This window comes from Hydrogenoanaerobacterium sp., assembly GCF_032017025.1.
In the GTDB taxonomy this organism is placed as follows: domain Bacteria; phylum Bacillota; class Clostridia; order Oscillospirales; family Ruminococcaceae; genus Hydrogenoanaerobacterium.
In genome coordinates, this window is the sequence record NZ_DALZQO010000003.1 from 167,295 (window position 1) to 187,780 (window position 20,486).

The following is a 20,486-nucleotide window of genomic DNA, read 5'->3' on the forward strand; positions in this document are numbered from 1 at the left end:
TCCTCATTTCAATTGCGCTAATTTCTCATCCTTAATGCGGTTCACATGGAACAGTACCTTTTCAAGGTCGATGCCTGTGAACACACCGTTTTTATAAACAACATTGCCGTCGATCATCGACAGGCAGATGTCACCGGACTGCGCAGAGTACATGATGTTGGAGAGTACATCAAAAACAGGCTGCAGGTGAGGCTTGTCGAGGTCGTACACCACAATATCCGCACGATTGCCCACCTTGATGCTGCCGCAGTCGGCTCTGCCCTGCGAGAGCGCGCCGTTTCTGCATGCCAGCTCCAGCAGTTGCTGGGGGCCTAAGAACAACGGGTCGTTGTTCGCACCCTTTTGCAGAATGGAGGCAAGGTTGACTTCTTCCAACGAGTTAAGGTTGTTGTTGCTCGCCGCACCGTCGGTGCCGATGCCGACGCGGATGCCTTTTTCCAGCATCTTTTTAACAGGGGCAATGCCGCTGCCGAGCTTTAAGTTGCTCGACGGGCAATGGCAGGCGGTGACGCCCTTTTCTTTCATAATGTCAAAGTCCTCACCCTCTATCCACACACAGTGTGCCGCAGTGGTAGGCACATCGAACACGCCGCATTTGTTGAAGAACTGCACAGGCGTGAGCCCGCCGCGCCGCTGCTTGCATTCTTCATGTTCCTTTTGTGTTTCAGAAATGTGAGTGTGCATGTTGAGGTGATTTTCTTTTGCAAACTGTGCAATTTCGTGCACCAGGGTCTCGGTGGAGGTGTACTCCGCGTGAAGCGAGGTATCACCGATGATGCGGTCGTGATTTGCGTTTTTAACGTAATCCATCAGGTAATGGATGCCCTTGTAGCCGTTTACGTCGGTAAAATGTACGTCATCGCTAAAGGCAGAGCAGCCATGCGACAGGTTCGCCTTCATGCCCGATTCCTCCACCGCTTTGGAAATGCCGTCCATCTCCATGTACATATCAGTAAACGATACCGCGCCGCTTGCAATCATTTCCGCCATGCCGAGCAGACCGCCCCAGTACATATCCTCGGGGGTGAGCAGTGCTTCAAACGGGAACATGCGCTCGTGCAGCCAGCGGTGCAGGGGCAGCCCCTCGCCGTAGCCCCGAATCAGCGTCATGGGTACATGGCAGTGGATATTGAAAAAGCCGGGCATCGCCACCTTATTGCTGCCGTCATAAATTTCGCCCTCGTAGCCGGCGGGCATATCTTTACCAATATAAGTGATTTTCTTACCATCGGTAAGCAGGTTCATATGCTCCTGCGCTTCATAGTTTTCATCAATAATGGTAATGTTTTTAAAAAGCATAGCGGGCACCTACATTTCTTTGATGATTTCGCGGAGCAGCTCTTTGAAGCGGCCGGAAGCATCGTGCGCTGCAATAGAGACCTCTTCGCCCGAAAGCTTTTGAGGCAGTACGCCCGCCGCCATGTTGGTCATCAGGGAAAGTGCGAGCAAATCCATACCGCAGTGCGCCGCGGTGAGAGCCTCGGTAACGGTGGACATACCCACAGCGTCGCCACCAAGAGTGCGGATGGCACGAATTTCAGCGGGCGTCTCGAATTGCGGGCCCATCCAGAAGAAGTAAGTGCCGTTTTGCATGCGGTATTCCTGCCCAAGCTTTTTCGCACAGTCCATCGCCAGCTTGCGCAGCGCAGGGGTGTACATTTCGCAAACGTCAAAGAAGCGCAAACCGAATTCAGGTAGGTTGGGGCCTCTCATGGGGCTTGCGCCCATCAGCTTGATGTGGTCGTTGATGATCATGATATCGCCAACTTTGTAAGCCGTGTTGACTGCGCCCGCAGCGTTGGTGAGGATGGTTTTTTGCACGCCGATCAGCTTGAATACGCGGATGGGAGCGGCAAGCTGCTCAAATTCGTAGCCCTCGTAGTAGTGGAAGCGACCTGACATACAAACCACATATTTGCCCGAAAGCTTACCGAAAATCAGCTGGCTTGCATGAGATTCCACAGTGGAAACCAAAAAGTTCGGGATGTCTTTATAGTCAATAACGATCTGATCTTCAATTTCATCGGCGAGAGAGCCGAGCGAAGAACCTAAAATCAAAGCGATTTCGGGCTTATGGGGGATTTTACTTAAAATATAATCTGCGCTTTCTTTGTAAAACTCGTAAGTATATTTTTGCATAACAAGTCAATCCTTTCTTATTTAAGATAAACTAATCCAATTCTACTGCAATAATAGCATCCAGTGCAATCTTTATCTGATCGTTTACCGCTTGTGTTACCTTATCGGTATCCGGCTCGTAGCCCTCAACGCCAACCAGCTCAAACGCAGGTGCGTCGGCCGCAATAATGGCTCCTGCCTTTACACCGTGCAGCGAGGCTACCACCAGCAAGCTTGCAACCTCGTTTTCCATTGCCTTAACGCCTGCTTTTGCATACAGCTTTACGGTAGATTCGAGGAAGCTTGGGTAGAACAGGGCTTGTGTCAGAACAATGCCCTTGTGTACGGCAATGCCATTTTCTTTTGCGCTTTTAGTAAGAGCATAAACTACGTCGGTATCGGCAATAGCGGGGTAAGAGAGGGGAATCATTTTTTCGGTTACGCCCTCTTCGCGGCAGGCGGCAGTTGCAACAACAATGCTGCCCGCAGTTACCTCGGGCTGCATTCCGCCGCATGTACCCACACGGATGATAACCTTAGCGCCTGCGCGCCACAGGCTCTCGAATGCGATAGCGGCGCCGCCGCAGCCCACGCCGTGCGAAGTAACAGTGACGGGAACACCCTTGTGCTCGCCGATGTATGTCCAGTATTCGCGGTTCTTGGCAAGGCATTTGCTGTTATCCAGCAAGGCTGCAATACGCTCTGCGCGGGCAGGGTCACCGCAGGTGATAACGCGGGGGTGAATCTCGCCCGCCGCTACCTGAATACAGGGAAATTTTTTCTGATCAGACATAAACTTCTACTCCTTACTATTATTATGATGTGTTTTACTGCACCGACCAATTGTGGCAAAATTGGTAAAATAAAATTAAGATTTTTTGGTTTTTATAGCAGGGGAACGTTTATGGAGTTTACCGCTGGAGAAAACAAGTGCAATAACGGTTACGATATAAGGCAGGGCCATGGTAAGCTGGCTCTTGATTGCGGTGCCCTGCAGTGCATTGCCGATTGCCTCTGCAAAGCCGAAAAAGAAGCTTGAAATTACGACACCGATGGGGTGTGCACCGCCGAGGTTGGAAGCCGCCATAGCAAAAAAGCCACGCCCTGCGGTTACGTTTTCGGTATAGAGGGTTACCTGACCGAGGGTGAGCAGCACGCCGCCCAGCCCGCAAAGCAGCCCGGAGAACACCACCGCACCGATTTGGGTACGATCGGCATTGATACCCAGTGAGTTAACAGCCTTTTTGTTGATGCCCACCGCTTGCAGGCGAAAACCACTCACGGTTTTAAACAGATAGAGATACAGAACGACAGCCATAATGATTGCAAAGTAATCGAGAAAGGTGAGCCTTGCAAACACCGTGCCTAAGAAAGGGATATCCTTAATAATAGGGAGTTCAATCTTTGGCAGACCTTTGAGGCGGGCATCGGTAAATACGCCTTTTACACCAAAGATGACATAGAGTAAAAAGGTTGTCGCGCCAAGCATCAGCAGGTTGATTGAGGTACCCACGACCATGTCGCGTGCTTGAAATTTCACCTGTAAAATGCCTACAATCAGCGCCACAAGCATGCCCGAAAGTGCTGCACCCAGCACCGATAGCAGCACACTGCCCGTATAGTAGTTGATTACAATTGCCATAAACGCGCCGGTGAGCATCTGCCCCTCAAGCGCAATGTTGAACACCCGAACCTTACTACAGATGGCGGAGCCAAGCGCTGCGTAGAGAACCGGTGTCATCATACGAATGGTGGAGTTAATCACCACCGCAATGTACTCCAAATCAATGTTCATTCTGCGCACCCCCTTCGGCTGCTTTCGCTATTTTTACTTTTCTCGCCCGAACTGCCCTTGTCAGTAATTTTGCCGAAACAAGCAGGGTAATGACCGCCTGAATAACCATGGTAATCTCGAGCGGAACATTGGTAGAACGCTCAATGGCGGCACCACCCGTTTGAATGCCGGCTAAAAAGATGGAGCAGATTACGGTGCCCACAGGGTTCAGGTTTGCAATCAGTGCCGCCATCAGTCCGGTCCAGGCGTAGCTGGGGCTTTTGAGCATGTCGTGCATATAAACATGCTTGAGCCCCAGTACCTCGATGGAACCACCGAACGCACAGATAGCACCCGAACAGAACATGGTAATAAACATCACCTTGGTGCGTTTAACGCCGCCGTATTCGGCAAAGCTTTTGTTCAGCCCGCCCATGCGGCTTTCGTAGCCAAAGGTTGTCTTTTTAATGATAAAGAGTATGATGAGCATTACAAGGATTGCGAGAAAAAAGCCGTAATGAAAGGTGCTGCCCTTGACAAGACCGAGGCGGGGAATCCACATTGATTTGTCGATGGTGAGGGTTTTTGCTACCAGACCGTCGCCGGTGTTATCTTTCAACGGGAAGGATACAAAATAGTAGGTGATGTAGTTGGCGATGTAGTTGAACATTAGGGTGGAGATGACAAGAATTACGCCAAAACGGTCATCCAGCCAAGCGGCCAGCAGTGCATACAGGCCCCCCGCCAGCATACCGAGTGCAATCGCAATCACTGCGCCCAATGCGCCATTAAATGGTAGGTAAAGTGCGGAAACTGCTGTGACAAAGCCGCCAAAAATCAGCTGGCCCTCGCCACCAATGTTGATGTAACCTGCGCGCCATGCAAATGCCGCGCCCAAACCGCACAGAATAATCGGGGTTGAGCGGGTGAGCGTAGCCAAAAAGTAAAAGCTGGTACCAAAGCCGCCTTTGAACATCGCCCCGTATATTTCAAGTACGCTCTCGCCCATTGCCATAATGATAACCGCACCGATAAGCAGACCGGCAGCGATGGCAAGCAGCGGCTGCCCCAATTCTTTGCAGGAGGACTTCACCCAAAGCTTCATCGTATCCGGTTTTTTCTCAAGTTTAGGCATTCTTGCTTCCTCCCATCATCAGCAGACCGAGTTTTTCCTCGGTGGCCTCTGCCTTTGTGAACTCACCGTTGATTTTACCGTCAAATATGGTGTAAATGCGGTCACAAAGCTCCATAATCTCAGAAAGCTCGGAGGATAGCAGTAGAATTGCGCCGCCTTCTTTGCGTTTTTCAAGCAGTTTTTCGTGAATAAATTCCATTGCACCGATGTCTACACCTCGCGTAGGCTCTGCCGCAATCAGCAGGGGTGAGTTCTGTTCAATTTCGCGTGCCACAATCAGCTTTTGAATGTTGCCGCCCGAAAGCTCACCCGCTTTTTGAAATAAGCCATTGTACTTAACATCATAGCGCTGCAGCAGTTCGGTCGTATAATTGCGGATTACGTTGTTCTTCAGCACGCCGCGCTTGGAAAAACGGGGTTCATACTGATGAGCCATCAGCGCGGTTTCGGTCATGGTAGCTTCTGCGGCACATCCGCACTTGTAGCGGTCCTCGGGAATACAGGCGCAGCCGAGATCGCGAATTTTACCCACCGAATCGCGGGTGATGTCATTCTCGAGCAGCTTTATTTCACCCGAATCTGCTTTGGTTAATCCTGTAATGCAATCAATCAGCTCAGACTGGCCGTTGCCCGATACACCTGCAATGCCAACGATTTCGCCTGCATCCACATGCAACGAAAGCCCGTCGAGCGCTTTTTTACCCTGGCTGTCGGTAAGGCGAAGGTCACAAACCGAAAGCACCTTGCCTGTGGTGGGCTGTTCCGGCACCACTTTATCAATAATTCTTCTGCCAACCATCAGGAACGAAAGCTCCTCGATGCTGGTTTCGGAAGTTTTCACTTCTTTTACAAATTGACCCGAGCGCATGACCATAACACGGTCGGAGGCTTCCATAACCTCATGCAGCTTATGGGTGATGATAATAATGCTTTTGCCGAGGGCGGCCAGCTGCTTCATGGTTTTGAGCAGATCGCCGACTTCCTGCGGGGTAAGTACTGCGGAGGGCTCATCCAGAATAATGATATCCGCATTTTGGTAAAGGATTTTTAAAATTTCAACACGTTGCTGTAATCCTACAGGGCAGTTTTTAATTTTTGCGCGCGGGTCAACATCCAACAGGTATTTTTCACTGAGCTCTCGCACCAGCTTGTCTGCCGCGCTGCGGTCAAAAAACAGTGTTTTTCTTTTTGGCTCGTTGCCGTATACAATGTTTTCAGCTACGGTAAATTCCGAAAACAGCATAAAATGCTGCTGCACCATACCAATGCCCGCGCCAATTGCATCGTGCGGAGAACGAAACGATTGCTGTTTGCCGTTCAGGTAGATTTCACCGCTGGTTGGTCGCTCCAGCCCGTACAGAATTTTCATCAATGTCGATTTACCGGCACCGTTTTCACCGACTACGGCGAGGATCTCACCTTTGTCGAGCGTCAGGTTGATGCTGTCGTTTGCCAGCAGCGAACCGTACAGCTTGGTAATGTCCTTCATTTCTAATAACAAACTAATCAAGCCCCTTTGTATATAGAATTGCGCCCGTCAGTGGGGGGAGGGTACGAAAACGATTAGAAAAAGACGAAGAGACGGATTGTTTAGTCATTCTCCGCCTCTTCGTCCCAACATCTATTGCTTTGTCAGATCGAGAGGTTTATTTGCCTTCCATAGGAACTTCCAATACGATCTCGCCTTCAATAATTTTATCAGCAGCCTCTTTTACCTGTGCGACGATCTCATCGGTAAGTACCTCGGTATTTCTTGGGTTCTTACTGTCTCTGGTAATATACAGTGCGCCGATAGCATACTCTTTAATGCCGTAGCTCTCAGCCTCCATGGTGAGGGAGCCTTCCACAAACTCGGTAACAATCTTTTCAATTACCACTGCGGTATCTTTAATTTGAGTGGTAATGATATTTTTGTTGTCGGGACTGGTTCTGTCCTGATCCTGACCGGAGGTGTAGAAGCCTTTTTCCAAAGCAGCCTCAAAGGTACCGAAATCTGCTACAGCAGAAGCTGCATTGATAAAGCCACAGCCTGCTGCAGCCTGCTGCAGAGCAAACTCTTTTGCTTTTGCGGCGTCGGTGTAGGAGTTGGTGTAGTTAAATATAAATTCAGCGTTCGGACGAACTGCCTTAACACCCTCCATGTAGCCCCAGCGCCATTTGTAAGAGCTCTGGCCTTCGTTTGCGTGAACAGCACCGAATTTATCGGTTTTGTTTACCAGGCCGGCAATCATACCAATGAGGTAAGCGCCTTCCTGCTCTTTAAAGGTAATGGATTTTACATTGGGGTTATCGGTTTTAACGTCGACCATAACATAGGTAGCATCATCAGGGAACTCGGTAGCAACTGCACTGATGGGATCTGCACCCTGCCCGCCTGCTACGATGATAAGGTCATTCTGCTCCTGAACCGCAGCGCGGATGTTGTCTTCCCACACGGAAGCATCTGCACATTCTACAATGGAGGTAGACAGGCCGTATTTCTCTTTCATATTGTCAAGGCCGGTCTGCATCTGGGTTAAAAAGGGGTTGGTGCCGATTTTGTCGCAGATCAAAATAACTTTGAGGTCTTTTGGGTCTTTCCCTACGGGAGCGGGGCTCTCACTGGGGGCCGATTCTGATTCGGGTGCGACAGATTCTACCGGTTTAGCGCCGCAGCCGGCAAATACCGTTGCCACCATGATTACTGCGAGAATGAGTGCAAGAATTTTCTTCATTTTTTGTTCCTCCTTAGAATTACCAGTGTTTGTGTAATTTTATGGTCTCTTGAGGGTTTCTAGCAAAATCATTCTAACATCTGTGTGGTTTTTTGCAAGTGTTTTTTGGCATTATTAATAATTTTTGGAGTTTTGTTTGGTTTTTTTGGTTTATTGTCGTCATTTTATACAAAACCGATATTGATATGAGGTATGACTTTTTTGATGCAATAAAAAAACAGGCAGATAAAAATCTGCCTGTTTTTTAGTTATTGGTGCATTCATAAATTGCTATTTTCTTTTGCCTTAAAAAGGTGCGCCAGTTTTCGCTAAGCGGCTTGTCGGTGATTACTGCGGTGATATGTTCAAAATCACAGGTGTGTATAAACGAAATACGGTCAAGCTTGGTGTGGTCCACCACCAGAAACACCTTGTCGGCGTTTTCAATTACAGCTCGGCGCATTTCGGCTTCTTCCTCATTGCGGTCGCTGAGGCCCTTTTCCATGCTCATGGTGCAGCACGAAACAAATGCGGTGTCGAGGTGGTAGCTGGAAAGAAACTTAACGGCGTTGCGCCCGAAAAAGCTGAAGGTGGTGAGGTCTAGGTTACCGCCGGTGCACAGCAGGCTGAGGTTTGGGTTGCCTGAAAGGCGATGGATGACGTTGTGGGAGTTAGACATCACCGTGATCTTCATTTGTTCAATTTCGTTGCATATCTGGTATGCTGTGGTGGAAAAATCGATGAAGATACATTCCCCGGGGTGGATCATTTCAGCGCACTTGCGTGCAATGCGCTGTTTTTCCTCCACAAACAGGCTTTCCAGTACCTGATGTGCGATTTGTGTTTTCACTTTGTTTTGCAGAACGGCCCCGCCATAGGTTTTGGTAAGAAAACCACTTTCCTCCAAGGCTTCAAAATCGCGCCGCACTGTTTCGTTGCTTACGCCAAAACGTTTGGCAATCTCTGCAACCGTTACCGTCTTTTTTTCAAGAACAATGTTTTTGATTTCGTTGCGCCTTTGCAATGAAAGCATCGGAAAAGCCCCCTGTTTTTTGAATTCCACAACATACCACAAAACTTACGTTTTTCCCTATCATAGCCAACAAAGGTAATTCTGTCAAGCAAAAGGGCAAAAGCAGAGAAAATATTACGGTTTAAATTTATTTTGCAAACAGAAACAGGCAAAAGAAAGGGCAACATCTGCTCATCTACGTACTTGATATTGCCTGGTAAAACAGATATAATAAAAAACAACCGTTTTGCACGCTGCTCCACCGTTCGTGGCAGGTGGAAGGGCGTTTTTTGAGAGACTCGCCACATGCTGCCCGCGGGGAAACCCCGCCACATGGGCAAATTACTGCGGCATATAGGCCTTATACATGGCTGACTGACCGCACAGGAGGAAAACAATGAGAAAAGAGCTTGAAAAAGTTTACGACCCCAAGCAGGTGGAAGACCGCACTTACCAATTTTGGCTGGATGGCGGATACTTTCACGCCGAGGTAAACCCCGATAAAAAACCATATACGATTGTTATGCCCCCGCCGAACATTACCGGCCAGCTGCACATGGGGCATGCTTTGGATAATACCATGCAGGATATTCTCATCCGCTGGAAGCGCATGCAAGGCTACGAGGCGCTGTGGATGCCGGGAACTGACCATGCGTCGATTGCAACTGAGGCGAAGATTGTAGAAGCGATGCGGGGAGAAGGCCTTTCGAAAGATGACCTCGGCAGAGAAAAGTTTTTAGAGCGCGCATGGGAATGGAAGAAAACCTATGGCGGCAGAATTGTAGAGCAACTTAAAAAACTGGGTTCATCCTGCGATTGGGAGCGCGAGCGCTTCACCATGGATGAGGGCTGTTCCAAAGCGGTAAAAGAGGTGTTTTTAAACCTGTATGATAAGGGGCTCATCTACCGCGGCGAGCGCATCATCAACTGGTGCCCGCACTGCCTTACCTCAATTTCTGAGGCCGAGGTGGAATACGAGGAGAAGGCAGGCTCGTTCTGGCATATCCGTTACCCGGTTTCGGACGGCAGCGGCTACCTTGAGGTTGCCACTACCCGCCCTGAAACCATGCTGGGCGATACCGCGGTGGCGGTGCACCCTGACGATGAACGCTACAAAAAGCTGGTGGGCAAAACCGTCACCCTTCCGCTGGTGGACAAAGAAATTCCCGTTGTGGCGGACGACTATGTTGAGATGGATTTTGGTACGGGTGTTGTAAAAATTACCCCCGCGCATGACCCCAACGATTTTGAAGTGGGCTTGCGCCACAACCTGCCGATCGTCAATATCTTCACCCCCGACGCCCACATAGAAGAGGGCTGGGGAAAATATTCGGGTATGGACAGAACTACCGCACGCAAGGCGATTGTCGCCGACCTCGAAGCAGGTGGATACCTCGTACGTACCGAGGATTACACCCATAACGTCGGCACTTGCTACCGCTGTGCCACGGTAGTGGAACCCCGTGTCTCCAAGCAGTGGTTCGTAAAGATGGAGCCGCTTGCAAAGCCTGCCTGCAAAGCGGTGCGCGACGGCGAAACCAAGTTTATTCCCGAGCGTTTTGATAAAATCTACTTCCACTGGATGGAAAACATCAAGGACTGGTGCATTTCGCGTCAGCTGTGGTGGGGGCATCGCATCCCCGCCTACTACTGTGACGATTGCGGTGAACTGGTGGTTGCAGGCGAAGCGCCCGACACCTGCCCGAAATGCGGCAGCCAGAAGCTCACGCAAGACCCCGACACGCTGGACACCTGGTTTTCTTCTGCCTTGTGGCCGTTTTCTACACTTGGCTGGCCCGATAAAACCCCCGAGCTGGATTACTTCTACCCCACAAATGTGCTGGTGACGGGCTATGACATCATCTTCTTCTGGGTTGCCAGAATGATATTCTCGGGTGTGGAGCAGATGAACGAAGTGCCGTTCGATACGGTGTTCATCCACGGTATCGTGCGCGATGCACAGGGGCGCAAGATGAGTAAATCGCTTGGCAATGGCATCGATCCGCTGGAGATCATCGATTCCTACGGCGCGGACGCACTGCGCTTTATGCTTGCTACCGGCAACAGCCCGGGCAACGATATGCGCTTCGCGGAGGAAAAGGTAAAGGCAAGCCGCAACTTTGCAAACAAGCTGTGGAATGCAACACGCTTTATTTTGATGAACCTTTCGGATGAGATTGTAACACCTGAGCTGCCCGCCACACTGAACATTGAGGACAAATGGGTGCTGAGCAAATTCAACACCCTAGCGAAGGATGTCACCGAGAACCTCGACAAGTACGAGCTGGGCATTGCGGTGCAAAAGCTGTACGATTTTATCTGGGATATTATGTGTGACTGGTACATCGAGCTTACCAAAGCACGCATTCAAGAGGGCGGCGAAGCTGCAAAGGATGCACAGAAGGTGCTTGTCTATATCATGACCGGTACGCTCAAGCTGCTGCACCCGTTTATGCCGTTTATCACTGAAGAAATCTGGCAGGCGCTGCCCAACGACTGTGAGAGCATTATGGTGGCAAAATGGCCGGAGTACAAAGAGGAGCTTAACTTTGCTGCCGAAGAGCAGGAGTTTGAACGCATTATGGCGGTCATCAAGGCTGTCCGTATCCGCCGCGCTGAAATGAATGTACCGCCCAGCAAAAAAGCGAGTGTATACATCGAAACCAAGTTTACCGAGAGCTTTGAGCAGTGCAGAGCGTTCATCGAGCGTCTTGCATCCGCATCGCATGTCGGTGTTGCAGAAAAGCAGCAGATTGAGGGGGCGGTGCAGGTTATCACCGATTCCGCACGCGTATTCATCCCTATGGACGAGCTGATCGATAAAGAGAAGGAGCTTGCCCGTTTGGAAAAAGAGAGAAAAATCTGCGAGAAAGACATTGCAATGTTCGAGGGCAAGCTGCAGAATCCGGGCTTTTTGGCGAAAGCACCCGCAAATGTTGTAGATGCCGAGAAGGCAAAACTCGACAAGCTCAAAGAGCGCCATGCAAAGATTGAAGAGAGCATCCGCGCTATGGCAGGCAATGCCTGATGATGAGCTTGCAGCTTATTTAACTTAACTGCGGAGGCATAATAACCGTAAGGCGGGGTGGCTTCGGCCATCCCGCTTTTTTAGGAGGTACTGTATGACTTACGAGGAGTCCCTCACCTATATCCACTCGCGCAAACGCTTTTGCGGGGAACCTACACTTGAGCGAATGGCCGAGCTTATGTGCCGTATGGGAGACCCGCAGAAAAAACTCAAATTTGTGCACATTGCGGGCACCAACGGCAAGGGGAGCACCACGGCAATGACCGCTAACGTTTTACGCCATGCAGGGTACAAAACAGGGCAATATATCTCACCGTTTGTGCTGTGCTTTCGAGAGCGCATGCAAATTGATGGTGAGATGATTTTGGAGGAGGAGCTGGCGCAGATTACGGCGCAGGTGAAGCTACACTGCGACGCAATGGAAAACGAAACCTGCGGGTACGCCCCAACGGAATTTGAAGTTGTGACCGCAATCGCACTGGAATGGTTTGCAAGGCGAGGGTGCGATATCGTATGCCTTGAGGTAGGGCTTGGAGGGCGGTTTGATGCAACTAACGTGATTGACCCGCCGCTGGTGCAGGTGATTATGTCGATCAGCCTTGACCACACCGCGATTCTCGGCGATACCGTAAGTCAAATTGCATTCGAAAAATGCGGTATCATCAAAGGTGGGGTGACGGTTTGCTACCCGTTGCAGGAGATTGATACGCTCAGTACCATTATGGAGCAATGTGCGCAAAAAGGCAGCACATTGATTCAGCCCAATGTGAACAGCATTACCATGCGAAGCGAAGCTTTGTTTCGTACATGCTTTTGCTATGGTGATTTGGAGATTACCCCCTCACTTGCGGGTGAGCACCAGGTTTACAATGCAGTAACGGTGGTGGAAATTTGCCGCCAACTGCGTGCCCAGGGTTTTGGAATAAAGGACAGCGATATTGTGCAAGGTATTGCAAGCACGCGTTTTCCTGCAAGGATGGAGCTGCTCAGCGATAAACCGCTGATTGTACTGGACGGTGCTCACAACCCCTCGGGTGCTCAGGTGCTCGAACGGGTGCTGGAGCAATTGGGCGAGCATAAAATCACGGTGATGATGGGGATGCTTACAGATAAAGATTGGAAGCATTCGGCGGCGTGCATCGCACGACATGCTGCGCGGTTTATTGCGGTTACACCGCAAAGCGCGCGCGCGCTGCCTGCTGCAGAGCTTGCAGAAACTGCAAAAATACACTGTGCCGACGTGCAAAGCTATGAGAGTATTCCACAGGCACTACACCTCGCGGTGGAAAACTTGTGCGCAGACGACGTGCTTGTGGTTTGCGGTTCGCTCTACCTTGCGGCACAGGTACGCCCGCAGCTGCTGGAATACACAGTGCAAAGCCGTAAAGCAACAGAATAAGACAATATCTGCGGACATATTTCGCGCAGAAATGCACAAAGAACTCCTTATCATGTTTGGTAAGGAGTTTTTTTCTATTTTCGGCAGCCGGACGTTCGTATTTTGGACAAGGCTTGCTGCATTGCTTTTACCGTATTCGGCCACGAGCATGGTTTATCTTAGGCGAGTGGGACAAGCCTACGGTTAGTGACCGATAAAAAAGATACAAGGATATTAAAAATTCACAGCAAAAGGAGCAATCGTAATGGCGATCAGCATAGAAACAGACGATGGCGTGGTGGAGGCATATCTCACCGGTGAAATCGACCACCACAGCGCGGGTGAGCTGCGCGAAGAGATTGATGCGGCAATCGGGCGGGTTTCGCCGGCCAAGGTAATTCTTGATTTTCGCGGCGTAACGTTTATGGACAGCTCGGGCATCGGTTTGGTGATGGGGCGGTATAAGCTGCTGGAGGGCAGCGGTGCCACGCTGGAGCTACGGGGGCTCTCTTCGCCGATTAAACGGGTAATGCGCCTTGCAGGGCTGGACAGAATTGCAGTAATGGACGGAGGAACAAAAAAATGAAGATGATCAACGAAATGAAGCTGCAAATTCCCGGGAAGAGCGCGAACGAAGGCTTTGCACGGGCAGCTGTTTCGGCGTTTGCGGCACAGCTCGACCCCACCATTGATGAGCTTGCCGACATTAAAACTGCGGTCAGCGAGGCGGTTACCAACTGCATCGTCCACGGCTACCAGGACGAAATCGGGCAGATTTACATACACGCAAAACTTTATGAGGACAATGTTTTGACCATTAAAATACGCGATCAGGGCTGCGGCATCCCCGATATTAAGCAGGCGATGGAACCACTGTTTACCACCTGCACCACGGGCGAGCGCGCGGGGCTTGGATTTGCGGTAATGCAGAGCTTTATGGATAAAGTTCGGGTAACATCCAGGCCCGAAAAAGGTACAAGCGTGGTACTTACCAAAAAGCTGTTGTCTAAAGGAGCAAAGAATGCCTGAATGCATGGTATCGAGAGAGCAGATGATTGAAAGCAATATGGGGCTGGTGCATGCCTGCGCCCATAAATTTAAAGGCAGAGGAATGGAATACGACGATTTGTTTCAGGCAGGCTGCATGGGGTTGGTAAAAGCGGTAGATGCGTTTGACTGGAACAGGGGCGTGCGTTTTTCTACCTATGCCGTGCCTGTGATATTGGGTGAGATGCGACGATTGTTCCGCGATGGCGGCAGCGTTAAGGTGTCGCGCACGCTCAAAGAGCTGTCGCTGAAAACCATGCGTACTCGTGAGCAGCTTGCCGCCAAAACGGGCAGAGAGCCTACCATTGGCGAGCTTGCCGAACTGTTGGAGCGCGACCCCGCAGAAATTGCCGAGGCTATTTCTGCCGCGGCACCGCCCATTTCGCTGACCGAAAGCGATGAGGAGGGTGGCGGGCAGATTGATATCCCGGTCGATTCGCCTGAGGAGGAGATGGCGGATTCCATTTCACTCAAGCAGGTGGTAGGGCAGCTTGAAGCCGGTGACCGCCGATTGATTGTGCTGCGCTATTTTGGAGGGAAGACCCAAACCCAAACCGCCGAGTTGTTGGGTATGACGCAGGTACAGGTTTCGCGGCGCGAAAAAAAGATATTAACCCAGTTGAGGCAGGAGTTAACGGGATAGCAGCGAACTACGATAAAAAAGGCTCCGTGATGATCATCACAGAGCCTTTTTTTATTTATCCGCCCGTCCAAGCATAGCCGCGCCGATGATGCCTGCGTCGTTGCCGAGCTTGGCAATGACGATTTTTGGTTTGGGTGTTGTGAACTCGGTGGTGAAGCATTCGCGCTCCACATATTCCTTTACGGGGTTTAGCAGGGTGTCGCCCTCCTTAGAGATGCCGCCGCCGATACAAAGCACCTCGGGCTGGAAGATGTTGATGACATTGGTAATACCGCAGCCGAGATAATTAAGGTACTCGTCCACAACCGCTTTACCGCTCGCATCGCCCGCGCGCATCGCATCAAACGCGGTTTTGCCGTTGGCATTTTCTACTTTGCCCTCGCAAATATCCCACATCACGCTTTCCTTGTTTGCCTCCATGGTTTCTCTGGTCAATTTAATCAACCCGGTAGCAGAGGCATACGCCTCAAAGCAGCCATTGCGCCCGCAGGTGCAGGGTCTGCCGCCGTAAACGATGACGCTATGGCCAAATTCGCCGCCTGCATAGTTGGTACCTGCAAAAATTTTACCGTCGATGATGATGCCCGAACCAACACCGGTGCCAAGTGTGATGCAAATCACATTTTTTGAGCCGTTGCCGGCGCCAGCCAATGCCTCACCAAGGGCTGCGGCGTTTGCGTCGTTATCCATGTACACTTTTTTGCCGAGCGCCTTTTCTATATAAGAGGCAAACGGTGCATTGTAGAAGCGAAGGTTGTTGGAGTATTCGATACAGCCGGTACTCTTGTTCACCGTGCCGGGTGAGCCGATGCCGATGTATTCCATCTGTTCTAAGGTGAGCCCGCTCTTTTGCACTGCCTCTAAAATGGTTTTTGCCATATCCGCGGCAATTGTCTCCGCACCGCCCGCTACATTGGTATCATGCTTTGCAGTGGCAATAATATTGTAGTTTTCATCCACCACGCCAATTTTCATGCTCATGCCGCCAAGGTCGGAGCCAACATAGTATTTCATGATAAATCCTCTTTTCTTATTTATTTCTCAGTTATTTTACGAATATATTCGTCCAGACCGGCGGAGTCACCTTGGGTGAGTACCACAGGCTCGAGTACCTCGGTACTGCCTGCGCTGTCTGAACTATTTTGTACTGCATCCATCAGCGTGCTTACAGCGTCGTAGCCCATCTGCCAAAAATCTTGCGCAGCAACGGCTTCTACCGTACTATCACTGCTTTTCAAAATATCAGTTACAGCCTTGTCTGCTTCAACACCAAGCACCGCTGTTTTGCCCTTGCGCCCGGCCTTAACAATTGCATTGTGCGCGGCAACCGTTGCATCTGCGTTGGTGCAGTAGATAATATCTGCGGCGTTGTCGCCCTTTTCTTTAAAGTATGCTGCCAACTGTTCTGCCATTTCCTCGGGCGTTGCCGCCTCCATATCGCTGACGAGTGATACGTCCTTGCTGTCCTTAATCTGATCCAGAAAGCCGTTGAGGCGCAGGGTGCTTTCGGTCAAATTTTTTGCGTTGTGTTCCAGAACCGCAATGCCGGCTTTGCCCTTAAGCTTTGCATCGATATATTTTTTTGCCTGTACGCCTGCCGCTTCGCCCAGCTTGTACTGGTCTGAACAAAAAACACCAACTGCAAAATCGTTTTTAGTAATCGGTGCGCCCACAACAGCAACAGGTAACCCTTTTGCCTGCAAACGGCTGAGCTCTGCAATGGAGGCTTCGCCGCCCATGGGGTATGCGAGTACGGCCTGGTAGGCAGTGGTGTCAAGCCCCGAAAGCAATTCCGTTTCGCTTGAACTGCCCGTATAAAGGTATTCGAATGTAACGTTTAGCCCCGCTGCCTTTACAGCGGCTTGCCCGCCGGCCACGATTTGTGCAGCATACACATCACTTTTGGGCAACACTGCCGCAATGTGGTAGGCTGGAGTATCGCCACCTCCACTGCTGCTATTGCTGCTGCTTTGCGAGGGCTCACTTTTTTTACAGGAACCAAGGGACAGGCACAATGCGCCCGCCAGTATTAATGTCAAAAGCTTCTTCATGCGGTGTAGACTCCTTGCTGTAAGTATTATTGTTTAAAAGCACATTTTATACTTTACTATCATATTATATTGCCGCGACATTGTCGAGAGAAAACTAAAAAAACCACACGATTTTCTGTTGTTGCGCGTATGCCTTAGGTAACAAGGCAAGATGAAACAAAAAAGGCACTTGAAAAAAGAAAAGTTGAGTGTTACAATAGCTGTACTAGTTAAATATACCTTTGATTAGCAGAGTAGATGTCTGTGCGTTAAGTGCTGTTCGGACGGGGAGTTGCCGAACAGACGAAAAGCAAGCCTTGCGGTGCAGACGTCGCATCCCGCTGCTACATACTGGGGCTTTGTCTTCCTCTATGTGGCACATGGTGACACTATTTTTAGAGGAGGATTTTTTATGTTCAAAACGCCTTTTTCTGTGCGCTACTGGAAATTAGCCGCACAGGAGCTGAAAATCCTACGTGTGCTGGCAATTGCCGCACTGTTTGTAGGGCTTCGTATTGTCGTGAGCACTTTTTTCATTCCATTGGGTGATAACCTGCGCATTTATTTTAGTTTTTTTGTGCCCGCGCTCGGTTCGCTGATTTATGGACCGTTTGTCGGTATGCTGTCGGGTTTTGCCAGCGATATTCTGGGGTATTTTGTACACCCCTCGGGTGGATTTTTCCCCGGCTACACCGTCACCGCTATTCTAAGCGGGCTGGTGTACGCGCTTTTTTTCTACCGCGCACGGATTACGGTTGTACGCATCTTTTTTTGTAAGTTTTGCATCAACCTGTTTATCAATGTGGGGTTGGGCTCGTTGTGGAGTGCGATTCTCTATGGTAAGGGCTTTTACTACTACATGGCGAAAAGTATCGTCAAAAATACCCTGCTGCTCCCGCTTGAGGTATTGCTGCTCGTCCTGTTTTTCCAAATGCTGCTGCCCGTAATAGGGAGCCGCGGGCTGATTCCCAAGCAAGATACCAAGAGAATTCCTTTTGTTTAAGTCATATCATACCTTGTCCGTTTCATATAGTAAAACACTATGATGGAAACGATGTGATGTGTCTTTGAAGAACCTACTTGACCGGTGCATGCTTCCTTTAATACTGATTTTATCGGTCGCGTTGCTTTCCCTTTGCATCCATGGGCTGCAGCTGGCATATAAAACAATGACGGTTGATGCTCAGCTTGAAACAAATGAGAGCAAAAGTGAAGCAGCCGAAGTGCCGGAGCAGTCAGGCAAAATGGAGCTGCCTATTGTGATGTATCATCACATGCTCAAAGAGCAGTCGCGGCTTAACAAGTATACGATCTCACCCGATGAATTTCGTAAGGATCTCGACTATCTGAAGAAAAACGGCTATACCCCTGTATCTATGGCGGAGGTAATTGCCTATGTGACTAAGGGTACCGCACTGCCCACGCGTCCGATTATCATTACATTTGACGATGGATACGAAAGCTTTTACGAATACGTCTACCCCATATTGCAGGAGTACGGCTATAAAGCGGTGCTTTCGGTGGTGGGGATATACGCCGACCAGTATTCTGAGGTGGATGACCATCACATCCGCTATTCACACTGTACATGGGAACAGCTCAAAGAGATGCAGGACAGTGGGCTTGTAGAAATTGGAAACCACAGCTACAACATGCATGTCAACGTAAACGGCAGACACGGTTCCAAAAAGAAAAAAGGCGAGAGCGATGCTGACTATAAAAAAACGCTAACAGGAGATGTAGGCAAACTGCAGGAGAAATGCTACGAATATCTTGGTAGCTACCCCAGTACATTTACCTATCCGTTTGGGCAAATCAGCAAGGAAGCACTGCCTATCATTAAAGAGATGGGCTTTGAGGCAGCTCTCACCTGCCAGGAAAAGTTTAATTATCTTACGGATGATGTGGAGCAGCTTTATCATCTAAACCGTTTCAACCGCCCGCACGGCACCGACTTACAGTCGATTTTTGAAAAAGCAAGGGCACCTGTGAAAAAGAAATAAAAGAGGGCACAGAAGATACACACACATTAGATGAATGAGCATAATTCCATATAAGAAAAAACAGAGCGCAGACATTGACGTCTGCGCTCTGTTTTTAGTATGTAATCGGAGCCCTTTTAAACCCCTTATATCGTGTCCCCTGAAAGGTCAGCTTACCGGTATCGCCCTCAGCGAGCATTCCATATTCGTGTGATTCCACCGAAAACTCCATGCGATCTCCGCTTTCCACCTCAAAGGTAACATAATAGCTGGTGGACGAGGTGGTGTGGCTCATCGCCATGTTATCATCGTGATGATGATGACGCACTGAGGTATCGGCGCGCTTACCGCTGATTTTTGCGTCGACAGTCAGCAGGGGGGAGACGTTGTTCTTATTCCACTGCGACACACCCTTAACGGCACTGATGATAAAGATAGCAAACACGACGATAAACCCAATGCCGACAATGATAGGGACAATAGAAAACATGATCGAAGGCCCACCGAATGGGTCGCCGAAGCCGCCACCAAAAGAATTGCCAAACATATAAAAGCTCCTTTCTACAGTTGACCAAGGTCAAACGGAGTTGCCTGGTAGACGAAATAGTTGAGCCAGTTACTATATAATAAGTGTGCGTGGCTGCGCCACTGATAGGGAACAGTGTGCGCCGGATCGTCACCGGGGAAGTAATTTACCGGTACATCAATGGACAGACCCTTATCAATGTCGCGGGTGTACTCCTTCTGTAAGGTGTCACGGTCATATTCCGAATGTCCCGTCACAAAAATGCGGCGGTTGTCGCGGCTCGCAATCAGATAAGGGCCTGCAATGTCGGAGCAGGACAGCAGCTCCAAACGCGGTTCCGCGGTGATGTCCTCCTGTGAGATGCCGGTATGGCGGGAGTGGGGTGCGACAAACGTTTCATCAAAGCCACGCATTAGCATATGATTGGGGCAGAGGTTGCGGTGCTGAAAGATACCGAACATCTTGGATTCAAGTGGGTGTTTACCAATACCGTAATGATAGTACAGCCCTGCCTGCGCACCCCAGCAAATATGGAAGGTGGAATACACATTGGTTTTGCTCCACTCCATAATACGGCACAGCTCTGGCCAGTAGTCAACCTCTTCAAAGGGCATTTGTTCTACCGGCGCGCCCGTGATGATGAGACCGTCAAAACGTTGATCCTTGACATCCTCAAATGTTTTGTAAAACTTGAGCAAATGCTCTGCGGGGGTGTTTTTGGATGCATGGCTCGCGGTCAGCAGCAGCTCCACATCCACCTGAAGCGGCGAATTACTCAGTAAGCGCAGCAACTGGGTTTCAGTCTCAATCTTTTTTGGCATTAAATTAAGAATGGCGATGCGTAGAGGACGAATATCCTGATGCATCGCACGCGCTTCATTCATAACAAAGATATTCTCCTGTTCCAGTACTCGACCGGCAGGGAGAGAATCGGGAATATTAATCGGCATAATAGTGCTCCTTACTATATAAGTATAGATACGCTTTAAAACTACTCTTATTATAATGGGCGTTTCTGCGCATTTCAATAGAAAAAGCAGGTTTGTAAAATAGTTGCAAAGAAAATGCAAAATAAGTGTTGACAAACCTTTGGGGCTATGTTAATATAATAAAGCTGTCA

Annotated in this window: 19 protein-coding genes and 1 riboswitch; of the genes, 7 read left to right on the plus strand and 12 right to left on the minus strand. The window is 49.8% G+C overall.

Annotated features, from left to right (window positions below):
• Positions 1-3 precede the first annotated feature (3 nt).
• From RTV33_RS03770 to RTV33_RS03805, 8 genes are all read right to left on the minus strand, one after another.
• Positions 4-1,299 carry an amidohydrolase gene (locus RTV33_RS03770; RefSeq protein ID WP_312641705.1) on the minus strand — a complete coding sequence of 432 codons (1,296 nt, stop codon included), beginning with the start codon at positions 1,297-1,299 and terminating at the stop codon, positions 4-6.
• A 9-nt stretch (positions 1,300-1,308) separates the two neighbouring features.
• Entirely contained in the window at positions 1,309-2,139 is an 831-nt protein-coding gene (locus RTV33_RS03775) for a purine-nucleoside phosphorylase (protein ID WP_312641707.1), read from the minus strand.
• A 31-nt stretch (positions 2,140-2,170) separates the two neighbouring features.
• Entirely contained in the window at positions 2,171-2,911 is a 741-nt protein-coding gene (locus tag RTV33_RS03780; RefSeq protein ID WP_312641709.1) for a nucleoside phosphorylase, read from the minus strand.
• A gap of 75 nt (positions 2,912-2,986) precedes the next feature.
• Positions 2,987-3,913 carry an ABC transporter permease gene (locus tag RTV33_RS03785; protein ID WP_312641711.1) on the minus strand — a complete coding sequence of 309 codons (927 nt, stop codon included), beginning with the start codon at positions 3,911-3,913 and terminating at the stop codon, positions 2,987-2,989.
• Positions 3,903-5,027 carry an ABC transporter permease gene (locus RTV33_RS03790; protein ID WP_312641713.1) on the minus strand — a complete coding sequence of 375 codons (1,125 nt, stop codon included), beginning with the start codon at positions 5,025-5,027 and terminating at the stop codon, positions 3,903-3,905. Before RTV33_RS03790 ends, RTV33_RS03785 begins: the two co-directional genes overlap by 11 nt.
• Positions 5,020-6,528 carry an ABC transporter ATP-binding protein gene (locus tag RTV33_RS03795; protein ID WP_312641715.1) on the minus strand — a complete coding sequence of 503 codons (1,509 nt, stop codon included), beginning with the start codon at positions 6,526-6,528 and terminating at the stop codon, positions 5,020-5,022. The genes RTV33_RS03790 and RTV33_RS03795 overlap by 8 nt, the downstream gene beginning before the upstream one ends.
• 145 nt (positions 6,529-6,673) lie before the next feature.
• Positions 6,674-7,741, minus strand: a complete 1,068-nt coding sequence (locus tag RTV33_RS03800; RefSeq protein WP_312641717.1) for a BMP family protein — start codon at positions 7,739-7,741, stop codon at positions 6,674-6,676.
• A 244-nt stretch (positions 7,742-7,985) separates the two neighbouring features.
• Positions 7,986-8,753 carry a DeoR/GlpR family DNA-binding transcription regulator gene (locus RTV33_RS03805; RefSeq protein ID WP_312641719.1) on the minus strand — a complete coding sequence of 256 codons (768 nt, stop codon included), beginning with the start codon at positions 8,751-8,753 and terminating at the stop codon, positions 7,986-7,988.
• Between the two features lie 376 nt (positions 8,754-9,129).
• On the opposite strand from RTV33_RS03805, the gene RTV33_RS03810 reads away from it, so the two are divergent.
• The 5 genes from RTV33_RS03810 (at position 9,130) to RTV33_RS03830 (ending at position 14,828) form a co-directional block, all read left to right on the plus strand.
• A complete protein-coding gene (locus RTV33_RS03810; protein WP_312641721.1) occupies positions 9,130-11,760 on the plus strand; it encodes a valine--tRNA ligase in 2,631 nt (876 codons plus the stop codon).
• Between the two features lie 94 nt (positions 11,761-11,854).
• Entirely contained in the window at positions 11,855-13,159 is a 1,305-nt protein-coding gene (locus RTV33_RS03815; RefSeq protein ID WP_312641723.1) for a folylpolyglutamate synthase/dihydrofolate synthase family protein, read from the plus strand.
• A gap of 244 nt (positions 13,160-13,403) precedes the next feature.
• Positions 13,404-13,724, plus strand: coding sequence for an STAS domain-containing protein (locus tag RTV33_RS03820; RefSeq protein WP_312641725.1), 321 nt, complete (start codon positions 13,404-13,406; stop codon positions 13,722-13,724).
• On the plus strand, positions 13,721-14,167 hold the full coding sequence (gene spoIIAB, locus RTV33_RS03825; RefSeq protein ID WP_312641727.1) for an anti-sigma F factor: 447 nt from the start codon (positions 13,721-13,723) through the stop codon (positions 14,165-14,167). The genes RTV33_RS03820 and spoIIAB overlap by 4 nt, the downstream gene beginning before the upstream one ends.
• Positions 14,160-14,828: a sigma-70 family RNA polymerase sigma factor gene (locus RTV33_RS03830; protein ID WP_312641729.1), complete on the plus strand. Its 669-nt coding sequence runs from the start codon at positions 14,160-14,162 to the stop codon at positions 14,826-14,828. The genes spoIIAB and RTV33_RS03830 overlap by 8 nt, the downstream gene beginning before the upstream one ends.
• Before the next feature lie 51 nt (positions 14,829-14,879).
• Here RTV33_RS03830 and RTV33_RS03835 read toward each other — a convergent pair whose 3' ends face one another.
• Both RTV33_RS03835 and RTV33_RS03840 read right to left on the minus strand, forming a co-directional pair.
• Complete coding sequence (locus tag RTV33_RS03835) at positions 14,880-15,842, minus strand: ROK family protein (protein WP_312641731.1); 963 nt, start codon at positions 15,840-15,842, stop codon at positions 14,880-14,882.
• A 20-nt stretch (positions 15,843-15,862) separates the two neighbouring features.
• Positions 15,863-16,879: a substrate-binding domain-containing protein gene (locus RTV33_RS03840; protein WP_312641734.1), complete on the minus strand. Its 1,017-nt coding sequence runs from the start codon at positions 16,877-16,879 to the stop codon at positions 15,863-15,865.
• A 227-nt stretch (positions 16,880-17,106) separates the two neighbouring features.
• A riboswitch (THF riboswitch) is annotated at positions 17,107-17,204 on the plus strand.
• Positions 17,205-17,270: 66 nt separating this feature from the next.
• On the opposite strand from RTV33_RS03840, the gene RTV33_RS03845 reads away from it, so the two are divergent.
• Together RTV33_RS03845 and RTV33_RS03850 are read left to right on the plus strand one after the other, a co-directional pair.
• On the plus strand, positions 17,271-17,861 hold the full coding sequence (locus RTV33_RS03845; protein WP_312641736.1) for a folate family ECF transporter S component: 591 nt from the start codon (positions 17,271-17,273) through the stop codon (positions 17,859-17,861).
• 64 nt (positions 17,862-17,925) lie between these two features.
• A complete protein-coding gene (locus tag RTV33_RS03850; protein WP_312641738.1) occupies positions 17,926-18,861 on the plus strand; it encodes a polysaccharide deacetylase family protein in 936 nt (311 codons plus the stop codon).
• Between the two features lie 94 nt (positions 18,862-18,955).
• Here the strand turns inward: RTV33_RS03850 and RTV33_RS03855 are convergent, their stop codons facing one another.
• On the minus strand, positions 18,956-19,387 hold the full coding sequence (locus RTV33_RS03855; RefSeq protein ID WP_396327215.1) for a DUF2500 domain-containing protein: 432 nt from the start codon (positions 19,385-19,387) through the stop codon (positions 18,956-18,958).
• 14 nt (positions 19,388-19,401) lie between these two features.
• Complete coding sequence (gene metA, locus RTV33_RS03860; protein ID WP_312641740.1) at positions 19,402-20,316, minus strand: homoserine O-succinyltransferase; 915 nt, start codon at positions 20,314-20,316, stop codon at positions 19,402-19,404.
• Positions 20,317-20,486 lie beyond the last annotated feature (170 nt).

Excerpts from the sequence above, each read along its gene's own strand:
- RTV33_RS03830 (WP_312641729.1), top strand. The coding sequence starts at position 14,160 with ATGCCTGAATGCATGGTATCGAGAGAGCAGATGATTGAAAGCAATATG.
- RTV33_RS03775 (WP_312641707.1), bottom strand. The coding sequence starts at position 2,139 with ATGCAAAAATATACTTACGAGTTTTACAAAGAAAGCGCAGATTATATT.
- spoIIAB (WP_312641727.1), top strand. The coding sequence starts at position 13,721 with ATGAAGATGATCAACGAAATGAAGCTGCAAATTCCCGGGAAGAGCGCG.
- RTV33_RS03790 (WP_312641713.1), bottom strand. The coding sequence starts at position 5,027 with ATGCCTAAACTTGAGAAAAAACCGGATACGATGAAGCTTTGGGTGAAG.
- RTV33_RS03780 (WP_312641709.1), bottom strand. The coding sequence starts at position 2,911 with ATGTCTGATCAGAAAAAATTTCCCTGTATTCAGGTAGCGGCGGGCGAG.
- RTV33_RS03820 (WP_312641725.1), top strand. The coding sequence starts at position 13,404 with ATGGCGATCAGCATAGAAACAGACGATGGCGTGGTGGAGGCATATCTC.
- RTV33_RS03785 (WP_312641711.1), bottom strand. The coding sequence starts at position 3,913 with ATGAACATTGATTTGGAGTACATTGCGGTGGTGATTAACTCCACCATT.
- RTV33_RS03815 (WP_312641723.1), top strand. The coding sequence starts at position 11,855 with ATGACTTACGAGGAGTCCCTCACCTATATCCACTCGCGCAAACGCTTT.
- RTV33_RS03840 (WP_312641734.1), bottom strand. The coding sequence starts at position 16,879 with ATGAAGAAGCTTTTGACATTAATACTGGCGGGCGCATTGTGCCTGTCC.
- RTV33_RS03835 (WP_312641731.1), bottom strand. The coding sequence starts at position 15,842 with ATGAAATACTATGTTGGCTCCGACCTTGGCGGCATGAGCATGAAAATT.
- metA (WP_312641740.1), bottom strand. The coding sequence starts at position 20,316 with ATGCCGATTAATATTCCCGATTCTCTCCCTGCCGGTCGAGTACTGGAA.
- RTV33_RS03800 (WP_312641717.1), bottom strand. The coding sequence starts at position 7,741 with ATGAAGAAAATTCTTGCACTCATTCTCGCAGTAATCATGGTGGCAACG.
- RTV33_RS03770 (WP_312641705.1), bottom strand. The coding sequence starts at position 1,299 with ATGCTTTTTAAAAACATTACCATTATTGATGAAAACTATGAAGCGCAG.
- RTV33_RS03810 (WP_312641721.1), top strand. The coding sequence starts at position 9,130 with ATGAGAAAAGAGCTTGAAAAAGTTTACGACCCCAAGCAGGTGGAAGAC.
- RTV33_RS03855 (WP_396327215.1), bottom strand. The coding sequence starts at position 19,387 with ATGTTTGGCAATTCTTTTGGTGGCGGCTTCGGCGACCCATTCGGTGGG.
- RTV33_RS03845 (WP_312641736.1), top strand. The coding sequence starts at position 17,271 with ATGTTCAAAACGCCTTTTTCTGTGCGCTACTGGAAATTAGCCGCACAG.
- RTV33_RS03805 (WP_312641719.1), bottom strand. The coding sequence starts at position 8,753 with ATGCTTTCATTGCAAAGGCGCAACGAAATCAAAAACATTGTTCTTGAA.